Raw genomic sequence first — 10,046 nt, forward strand, 5'->3', positions numbered from 1 at the left:
CCAGCGACTGCATCTAAATCTTGTTCGGACAGTTCGATGCTGGTTTCTTGAGATTGAGCAAGTTTGTCTGACATGATAGTTCTCCTGGTTGTGTTTAGTAGAGGTTGAATCTGGGGTTGTTTTGTGAACCGCTCGATTCATTTGATGTCCCTACTATAGGCAGGATTCAAGCTGTCCACAATCTAGAAAAACTGAGGTAAATCCAGGAGTTAAATTGATTGAAATGCGAGGAAAAGATGAGAGGAATTGAGGAGAGTTCAGAAAAGTTGAGTTTTCACTCTTTCCCCAGACGCAAAGAGTTCTTAGGAACCAGTAGGGTGATATAGTTTTGCAACTAAGCCTGATTTCAGTGGACAATGCCCTTAGACTGTCAGGTAAGATACTAAGCAAGCGCGATAACAGTGGAATTAAATGTATGCGGTTATCCTTTCGGTTACGTCATCTGCTGCTCTCTCAATTGTTTCTGCTACCTGCTTTAACCTTTTCGAGCTGTAGCCAAAACAATTCTGAGCCTGTCGAAAAATGGGTCATCGGACTTGTAAGTTATGACGCAGGCGCACAATCTTTAGATAAGTATCAAAATTTTAAGGAATACTTAGAAAAGCAAACCCATAAAATTATTGAACTTGAACCAGCACTGAATGAACTGCAAGCGGTTCAACAGATCAATAGCAAAACCTGGTCAGTTGTGTTCGCGCCGCCGGGTCTGGCTGCGATCGCGATCGGCAAAAATCAATACACTCCTATTTTTCCGCTGCAAGGGTTGAACAACTTGCGATCGGTGCTGCTCGTTCGAGATGACAGCCCATTCAAGAATATTTCAGACTTGGCTAATAAAGTGGTTGCATTAGGGCAACCTGGCTCTGCCGCTGGCTATTATTTACCCCTTTATGATCTCTATGGCTTGACACTGAAAGAGATCCGCTTCTCGTCCACTCCAAAAACGGTTCTAGAGTGGCTCAGTCAGGGAACGATTGATGCCGGGGCCTTATCTGAAGAGGAGTTTCAGCAATATCGAAACCAGTTTGGAACCACAAAGTTTCGAGTTTTGCACACGAGTCGTCCCGTTCCTGCGGGGGTCGTTTTGGTGAGCCCAGCAGTAGATGTCAATGAGCAAGAACAAATTAAGAAAGCGATGAGTCAAGCAACTGCAAGTATTGTTGAAGATGCGGGCTATATTCCCGATGCAAAGTTGCCTGACTATACACAGTTTGTTAAGCTGGTCGAAAAAGTGCGTCCATTGGAAGCTCAGGTTAAAAAGAAACCTGCTGTGCTGGAATTCAATCAAAATAACGCGGCTACTTCGCAGCCTCAGTAGGGCGTATGCTCTCTATTTTTCAGAACCTTGGCTTAATCGAGGATAATTGAGATGTTTATGATCAATCGATTACCTATAACTCGCATTGTTGCTTCCCTTGCCACGTCGATCGGCACGAGCGCTCTGTTGGCAATTCCAGGTTGGGCTTCTACATTGTCCAGTTCTGAGGCAACCTTCAAAATCAATCACTTTAGTGCTTTGCCGCTCAATGTCACAGCTCTACGCGACACCAATACTCAAGCCATTGCCCCTAATGGCTTGGTTAAGAGTAATGCCGATGCGAATGCACTTTTTCTAACTGATGAATCGAATCGATCGAGTTCACAGGCTAACGGTTCTTCTTCTAGTGTCGTGAGTGGCAGCGGTAACCACTACTCTGGACTCGCGCAGAGTGTTGCTCAGGTCATTGGCTACACGTTTCAGATCGGAAGCGGAGAAACGTTTTCGTTTGACTTCGATACTTCGTTAAATTTAAATACCTCAATCGATCAGCCTGGAAATGAAACTGCTACCGCGATCGGCACCATCGGTCTTGGGTTGTATGATTCGGCTGACCCAGCCAATTTGACTCTCCTAGACTTTTTAACGATCGCCAGTAATTTAGGAACGCCAGGTAGTAATGCGCTAACTGTCGATCAGAGCGCTGGCATTACGTTCAGTTCCAAGCAGACTTCTCTTAACAGCTTTTCAGGAGGCAATCAGGCTTCGGCTTCGGTGCAGGGCAGCCTTTCCCGCTCCTTTACCAGTCCCACCTCCTTGATTTTGGTAGGGTACGGCTCGAATCAAGCAACTGTGGCTGTTCCTGAACCCTCCAATGTTTTGGCTTCAGTGTTTTGCATCGGCTTGCTTGGGATCAGACTTCAGCGCAAGTCAAAATTGATTGAACCGAAATCCTAGCTCTCGACTGCACCTAGAGCTTTCAATGTGACTTTTTGAGCCTCTGTCAGCCCTCTTACGTCAGTAATGTCCATTCTTTCGTAGGGTCTTTTAGCAATCAAGGTCTTGAGACAATGACCCGTCTTGAGATCCCAAAGTTTAATGGTTTCGTCTTGAGACCCACTCGCCAAGGTTTGACCGATCGGGCTGAAAGCAACTGACCAAATCCAACTCAGGTGTCCCTGTAAAGACTGTCTGCATTCCCCGGTCTGAATATCCCACAGTTTGATCGTGTTGTCACAACCTCCACTCGCCAAAGCTTGACCGTCAGGGCTGAAGGCGACAGTTTGAATCCAACTGGTGTGCCCTAAGAATGTTTGAAGACATTCCCCAGTCTGAACATCCCACAGTTTGATGGTGTTGTCGCAACTTCCACTCGCCAGGGTCTTACCATCAGGGCTGAAGGCGACGGTCTGAATCCAGCTTGTATGCCCAGAGAGTAGTTGAAGACATTCTCCGCTGCTGGCATGCCATAGCCGGATTGTTTTGTCGTAGCTGCCGCTAGCTAAGGTTTGACCATCGGCACTGAACGCAACTGACCACACCCAGCTTGTATGCCCAGAGAAGGTTTTGAGGCACGCCCCGGTCTGAACATCCCATAGCTTTAGCAGATGATCACCACTGCCGCTGGCAAGGGTCGTGCCATTGGGACTGAAGGCGATCGCCCGAATCCAACGGTTACTCTGCAACGTGCTGCGGCATTGCCCCGTACTCACATCCCATAGCTTAATCTGGTAGTCACTGCTGCCACTGGCAAGAGTCGTGCCATTCGGGCTGAAAGCAACCGAACAAACCCAGCCTTGATGCCCTTTCATCGTGGTGCGGCATTCCCCTGTCTCAACATCCCACATTCTCACCTGATGATCCTCACTCCCACTCGCTAAAGTGGCACCGTCAGGGCTGAACGCAACCGACTGCACCCAGGTTGCATACCCCTGCAATGTTCGCAGGCACTGTCCTGTACTCGTATCCCACAGCCGCATCGTGCGGTCTTCCCCGACGCTGGCAAGCGTTACCCCATCCGGGCTGAAGGCAACCGACTCTAAACGATTGCTATGTCCATACAGGGTTTTCAAGCATTGACCCGTACTGATATCCCATAGTTTGACGGTGTAGTCACCGCTGCCGCTTGCCAATAGATCTCCTTGCGGGCTGAAGACGACTGATCGCACTCGATGACTGTGCCCTTGAAGCGTCTGGAGACACGCTCCCGTCTTCAGATCCCAAAGTTTGACGGTGTTGTCTCCTCCCCCGCTGGCAAGGGCTGTCCCATCTGGGCTGAAGGCGACCGATCGCACCCACAGCGTATGCCCCTGCAAGGTATGCAAACACTCGCCAGTGCTAGCATTCCACAGCTTTAACGTTTTGTCTTCGCTCCCACTCGCCAAGATCTGACCATCCGGGCTAAACGCTACTGACCACACCCAATGGTGATGCCCCTGAAGCGTCTTGAAGCATTCCCCCGTGTGAACCTGCCACAGCTTAATCGTGTTGTCTCCACTGCCACTGGCTAAAGTGGTGCCATCAGGACTAAAGGTGACAGAACGCACCCAGCTAGAATGCTGCCGCAGTTCTTTGAGACAGTCTCCACTACTGACCTCCCACAGCCGGATTGTCTGATCACTGCTTGCACTTGCCAGGGTCGTGCCATCGGGACTAAAGGTGACAGAACGTACCCAACCCGAATGCCCCTTACAAACCATCAGTTGCCGACCATCCGCAACCTGCCACAAGCGAATCTCTCCACTTGCATCTCCCGTTGCTAGTAATTGACCATCGGGACTAAAGGCAACGGAGCCGATACTAGTCAACCTTTGGGCAAAAACAGACTTCGCTAAATCTGCCCCTGTGAAATTTACCTGGTGCAGGTTAACATTCTGAAGGTAAGCTTGCCAGATGGTGAGATGGGAAAAATCTTCGCCATTTAAATCGACTTCCAGAAAGCAAAGGAGATTGATAGCATTGCCCCCGGCATATCCCGGTTCTAGCGTTGAGTCATTCCGCAGTGAGGCGAGGATCTGTTTGAGTTGGGTTGCAGTGTTCTTTTTGAAGCTAGAGAGGAGCCGATCGCTAATCGGTTTCAGGATAAAGCTTGTCTGAATCTTTCTGAGATATTCTTTGGCTTGCGCTTCAATCAGAGCATGGCTTTGAAAGAGGGCAATCTGTCCCGTAGAAATTTCTGCACCAACGCGCTGGATCAGGCGATCGGTGACATACTCCATCACCACAGGCTGCAAGGAAAAGCTAGTGCCATATTTCTCAATCAGCGATCGTCGTCCTAGCGATTTAACAGCTTCTAGCAATTCTCGTTTGGACAGGGGCGATACAATACTGTCGTCCAATCCCTGAAGCGAGGTTGGCTCCCGCTTGATCGCAAGCCAGTATAAAATTGTCTGCTCTAACTCAGAGAGGCGATCGAACTGTTGATCTAATAGTTCGCCCAGATCATCAAAAACGATCGTTCCCTGCTGCAAAAACTCCGAAATATCGCTATCAAACAATTCATGAATTGTGGTTGAAACAATCTTTAAGGCGAGGGGATTGCCATCATACCGTTCCACCAATCGTTGCCATTCTCCCTCCGACCCTGACAGACTGCCTTTGAGTTTGCAAATGGCTTGTCCTTCTTCAACTTTTAAGCCTCTGAGCTGTAATGAGCGAACAGGCAGGGATTCCCCTTCTAAGAGGGCAACTTCTTTATGTTTTTCTCGGCTGGTCAAAATCACACAGCTCTGGTGCCGATCGGCACCGAGATGGTGGAGAAGTTCGCCATACCCTTCGTAGCCTGCTTGATACTGCCCCACACAATCGCCACTTTGTAAAATGGATTCAGCATTATCTAAGATGACCAGACAGCGGGTGGCACGTAATTCTTGAATGAGCCGTAGAATTCGACTGGCAGTATCCTCTGGTAGGTCAGTTTGCTCACCCTGACTCAAAAATTGCAGCAAGTCAGCCAGAACAAATTCAACTAGGGGGGCATCGCGCAGCGATCGCCAAATAATCCGCTCAAACTGGTCTTGAATTTGTTGGGCAAGTTTCACTGATAGGGCTGTTTTACCCATCCCACCTATGCCTAAAACAGCGACCAAACGGGAGTTGTCTTTAACAATCCACTCCTCAAGTTGAGTGCATTCTTCAGTCCGTCCATAAAAGACAGATACGTCAACCGCTTCTCCCCAATCTTGGCGCAAGCTAGAACGTTCCTTTTCTAAAGACAATGGTGTCTTCACATCCTGCGCTAAAAGAGGAAAGGGCTGGGATGCGCTAGCTGAAGTTGACTGCCATTGCCGTTCGATCGCTGCCTTAAAATTCGTTTTACTAACCTTTTCCCCTAAAACCTCCGACAGCAGCTTCCATAACTTTGGACCCGTATCTTGCTTAATGTAGTTAGGCGAATATCCATAGGTTTCAGCAATTTTGTCATAGCTCTGATTTTTCACAGACCAGGAGGCACGGAATACGGCTGTTTGCAGATCACTCAGGTGTTTGCCTGTGTGTGCAAACACGAGAGCGTCGGTAAATTCCAGTGCAGTATCAAATTCCATTCATTAACTCGATAGTTTGACCTCTGTTTTAGCTGGGCTTTAGTTATGCCAAGCTAAAAACATCAGAATGGACTCCACCTCGTTTTTGACATACTCCCCGGCGTAAACGCCCGGGGATTCTGGGATCAGACAGCGATTGCAGGCAAAGGCCGTCTGACATCACCTAACCCAACAGTTGATGCCCCAACTGCTTGAATGTTCTTAGCCGCGTTTTCATCGCGCCCATTGATTGACTGGCAGGATGGACAGCGCCATTCCCTGACCGACAAATCCAACTCTTTGAGGACATGACCACACTCAAAGCAGGTCTTGCTCGATGGATACCATCGGTCGATGTAGACGACTTGCTTTCCTTTTTTGGTTGCCACCCATTCGAGGATTTTTAGGAATTCACCAAACGCTAAATCTGATATTTTGCGACCCCATAAACGCTGCATTCCCTTGAGATTCAGCGTCTCAAAGCACAAAACATCGAATTGATTCGTTAAGTCGTGTGCCAACTTCCAGAACCAATCAGAGCGACGATTCGCCACGTCTTCATGTCTGCGAACTAGATGCTTTCTAGCTCGTTCCCGATTGGCTGAACCCTTCACCTTCTCAGAGTGCTGACGATTCGCTTTCTTAATCGCAGTCAGCGACTGTTTGAGGAATTGCGGCGATTCAATTTGGGAACCATCCGAGACCGTAAGGAACGTTTTCAAGCCAAAATCAAAGCCAGCGATGCGACTCGTCTCGACCTTGATTTCAGGCTCATTAACGCTGTCAACGACCACGACCATAAACAACTCCCCTAATGGAGTGCGTTTAATGGTCAGAGTTTTGACCGGGCCCTCAATTTCTCTAGAATTCCAGTATGGGTAGACTCGATTCCCAATCTGGATGCGATCGCCGCTTAGAAACTTGTAGCCAGTTTGCTTGAGGGTGAAGGACTTATATCGTCTCACTTTCTTGAAGTTGGGCGGTCTAACTCCTTTTTTGGGGTGTTTGAAAAACAGTTGATAGGCTTTCTCAATGCGTTGGCAGATATCCTGCACCGCTTGAGAGCCGACTAGCTGCCAGAATTCTTTGCGCTGCCGCAGTTTGGCAATGTGAGCCTGAAGTTTCGCGCAGTTCAAGTGTTTGCCCCACATCCGGTAGTAGCGTTTGTGGAGAGCAATACAGTGGTTATAGATGACTCCAGCCGCATTGATTGAGCGCTTGAGAAATCGATTCCGCTTGTGATTGTACAACTTGAACTTCAAAGTCTTCATGTTAGGATGATAGCATATTTCATTCAGGATGACAGCATGAAAGTGGTTACGCTGCGATGTTCCGACGAAGAATATGAGATTCTTTCCCAATACTGCAAACGAAAAGAAAGAAGCTTAAACGATATTCTGCGTGAGTTGGTTCGTTCTCTGGACTCTGCCCGTTAACACGGGCGCGGGAACCCGATTCTTCATCCCCGTCGTAAACGAGCAGGGCTTTAACGGTTCCTGAACCCTCCGTTCCGGTAAAGTCATTTACAAAAATGCCTTTACCACCCGATCGGCTTACAGTTAATTCACATCAGTTTACCAGCAGGTTATGATATCGTGCCGAGATACGCATGAAAAGCCTAAGTACAAGACAAAAAACGCAGAACATCCAGGAACTCATCCATTTTCTCGTCCAAGTTGAGCATCAGAGTACGGAGAGAGTCAAACCCTGTGCTAAAGATGCAGGACAAACGCAAGAAAATTATAGAGCCAGAATTCTGAGGAGATAGGCATCATCCCACCCTGCTTTCTTGCGCTTGGCTGCAATGCCTACTTTGGTCGATTGATCTTGTCCCAGTAGGTTGAGGGCAATGTGGCGCAGCAGCGAGAGATTTTGTGGGGCATGGTCTTTGCGAATGCGACAGGCATCCTCATTGAAGGAAACATCTAGCACCCAATGCAAATGGTTCTCGACCATCCAAGGGGTGCGAATCGCGGCGGCAATTTTAGCGGCATGACTCGCTAAACTGCTGATGTAGTATCGGGATTCTGTACTAACCTGCCCGTTAACGCGCCGTTCACTTTGAAGCATCACAACGGTTTGCAGTCCTTTCCATTGCGACTTTTGAACCAGGTAGTCTAACTCGGACTCGGATAATGTCCAGCAGCGACGAATTTCGGTGCGTCCATGTCCTTTGTCAATGGTTTGGGCGAAATCGTGAGCGACCTCCTGGAATTGGGTCGCTTGGGCTTGCTCAAACAGCCATTGCACGTCTTCAAACAGTCCTCCTTGATTGCCTTTGAGGGCTAAGATATAATCTGCCCCTTTGTCGATAATCACACTTGCAATCTCTTTTTGAGTCCCCATTGCGTCAATTGTGACGATGCACCCTTCAATCGCCAGCACTTGCAATAATTGCGGAATGGCGGTGATCTCGTTGGACTTCTCATCGACTTTACGTTGTCCGAGTACCAATCGGTTAGCACTTGCCCACGCACTCACCATATGGATTGCTCCTTTGCCATTGGCTCGGTCATAGGAGTGCCGCACGGTTTTGCCATCAATGGCGATGACTTCTCCTGCACTCAGTTGGCTGATTGCCCGAATCCAACTGATGAAACATGCCTGCATTTGGTCTGGGTCGAGTCGGGCAAACACTCGCGCAAACGTATCATGCGAGGGGATGCCCTTGTTTAGACTCAAAAACGTACCTAACCATTCCTGTTTGGATTGTCCATACAGTTCGATATCCACCCAACTCTCCGCGCCACAAATCACGGCGCAGATAGCAATGGCTACGATATCCAAAAGTCGGTGGTCTTTGCCTCGCTGATTGCGGGGGTCATCTAAATCAGCAAAATGGCTCAGAATGCGGGCATCCGTAGGTGAGTTCATGAGCAGAAGTTTGCAAGCGCACTACACTGCTTTTAGCCTACGCTTCTTTTTTCATGCGTTTGCCCTGATCATTCATGACATTCCAAACTACAGGGCGAGACGATGGGTGGTCGAGCGCACAGCCCTGAAGGAGGGTTTCCCTCCGTAGGGGACTGTGTAAGAGAGCGAACACACTCGTGGATGAATCGATTTAGACGCGTGTTGATCCGCTGGGAGAAGAAGCCAGAATACTACTTAGCAATGCTCCATTTATCGTGTGCTTGCATTGTAGTGCGGGCAATTCAGGTTTTCGGCTAGGATCTAAGTCTGCTGATCCTCAAGACCAAACAGGCAAGAAATCAAGCCCATTTGATCGCAATCGCAACGGACGCATCGACCCCGATGATTTGCTGCTAGGCATCCGAGACACTATTCAATGGGTGATGGGGTTGAGCCGACATACGGGCAAAAAAGTGCAGGATCGGCTTGAAACTCTATCTCTACAAAGGCTTCAGCTATTCCCACATCAAGCTGTATCTTTGAAACTCTTGAGTAGTACAAGTTTGGACTACTTTTGGACTAAGCGATAGCCAAAAACCGATAGTACACCCTCTCTTTTGGTGCCGTCTTAACGGCTGAAACCCTCATTCTTCCGTTGAACTTCTGCACTTCCCGGCAGAAGTCCTGATGCTGAGCCTCATTTTGATAGTTTTTCTAAAACTCAAGCTGGGTAAGGCTTTCCAGTCTATCTTGCACTGTTGAGAAGGTCGAGGGGAACATTACTGTTCCACCCCTCCCGTCCGAAACCGTGCATGAAAGATTTCCCTTCACACGGCTACTCAATGTGTTTCCATTTTGTCAATATGGGACTTCAAGCTGCCATCGTTGGCAGTTTTCTCATCATGGCAATGGCGATGTAATAATTGGAGATTTTGCCATTCCTTCTTACCTCCACAGGAAATGGGTTTAATATGGTCAATTTCCAATAATTCGCCTTGTTGAAAATGCAAATCGCACCAAGCACATTTACCTCAGATCTTGCACCATTCCTAATAAGCTGAGGATAGGGGCTTGATGCTAATTTCAAACCCTTGCTCATTAATGAGGTCACGGTGCTTGTGAATCTGACGAAGCAGCTTGACCCAGGCGACGTGCGGCAGCAGTGTTGCAACGGCTTTGACACAGACTTCGCCCCAATCGAGGCGCACCCAAGTGGGAAAGGTTTGAGATACCCAATGTGCCAGGAGGTCAGCGATGAGAGACAGCATTAACCAGCGATAGATTCCTAGCCGAGTCTTCTGACCAAAGCAATCCAAGCCAAAGCGATGTTTGATGGTTTTGAAGAAGCCTTCAATTGCCCACCGTTGTCGTCCTAATCTCACGAGATAGACCCCGGAATCCGGGTGAGTCGA

6 protein-coding genes and 3 pseudogenes are annotated in these 10,046 nt (G+C 48.5%); 4 read left to right on the top strand and 5 right to left on the bottom strand.

The genetic code is table 11. From position 1 onward, the window contains the following. Positions 1–415: 415 nt before the first annotated feature. Positions 416–1,318, top strand: coding sequence for a phosphate/phosphite/phosphonate ABC transporter substrate-binding protein (locus C7B65_RS26050; RefSeq protein ID WP_106254227.1), 903 nt, complete (start codon positions 416–418; stop codon positions 1,316–1,318). 51 nt (positions 1,319–1,369) lie between these two features. Continuing rightward, entirely contained in the window at positions 1,370–2,215 is an 846-nt protein-coding gene (locus C7B65_RS26055) for a PEP-CTERM sorting domain-containing protein (RefSeq protein ID WP_146135852.1), read from the top strand. Here the strand turns inward: C7B65_RS26055 and C7B65_RS26060 are convergent. Both C7B65_RS26060 and C7B65_RS26065 read right to left on the bottom strand, forming a co-directional pair. Continuing rightward, positions 2,212–5,802: a WD40 domain-containing protein gene (locus C7B65_RS26060; protein WP_106254229.1), complete on the bottom strand. Its 3,591-nt coding sequence runs from the start codon at positions 5,800–5,802 to the stop codon at positions 2,212–2,214. The genes C7B65_RS26055 and C7B65_RS26060 overlap by 4 nt on opposite strands. 125 nt (positions 5,803–5,927) lie before the next feature. Continuing rightward, a complete protein-coding gene (locus C7B65_RS26065; protein ID WP_106254230.1) occupies positions 5,928–7,052 on the bottom strand; it encodes an RNA-guided endonuclease InsQ/TnpB family protein in 1,125 nt (374 codons plus the stop codon). Between the two features lie 36 nt (positions 7,053–7,088). Here C7B65_RS26065 and C7B65_RS29770 point away from each other — a divergent pair, with 36 nt between their 5' ends. After that, positions 7,089–7,217, top strand: coding sequence for a ribbon-helix-helix protein, CopG family (locus C7B65_RS29770; protein ID WP_073074951.1), 129 nt, complete (start codon positions 7,089–7,091; stop codon positions 7,215–7,217). A gap of 304 nt (positions 7,218–7,521) precedes the next feature. Here C7B65_RS29770 and C7B65_RS26075 read toward each other — a convergent pair whose 3' ends face one another. After that, positions 7,522–8,655, bottom strand: a complete 1,134-nt coding sequence (locus C7B65_RS26075; protein WP_073074950.1) for an ISAs1 family transposase — start codon at positions 8,653–8,655, stop codon at positions 7,522–7,524. Between the two features lie 76 nt (positions 8,656–8,731). Between C7B65_RS26075 and C7B65_RS29775 the strand changes: the two are divergent. Continuing rightward, positions 8,732–8,952 (top strand): annotated as a pseudogene (locus C7B65_RS29775) (hypothetical protein); the annotation flags it as partial. Between the two features lie 521 nt (positions 8,953–9,473). Here the strand turns inward: C7B65_RS29775 and C7B65_RS26085 are convergent. After that, positions 9,474–9,647 (bottom strand): annotated as a pseudogene (locus C7B65_RS26085) (HNH endonuclease); the annotation flags it as partial. Between the two features lie 212 nt (positions 9,648–9,859). Then, a pseudogene (locus C7B65_RS29050) lies at positions 9,860–10,046 on the bottom strand (transposase); the annotation flags it as partial.

The sequence above is a fragment of the Phormidesmis priestleyi ULC007 genome (assembly GCF_003003695.1).
In the GTDB taxonomy this organism is placed as follows: Bacteria; Cyanobacteriota; Cyanobacteriia; order Leptolyngbyales; family Leptolyngbyaceae; genus Phormidesmis_A; species Phormidesmis_A priestleyi_A.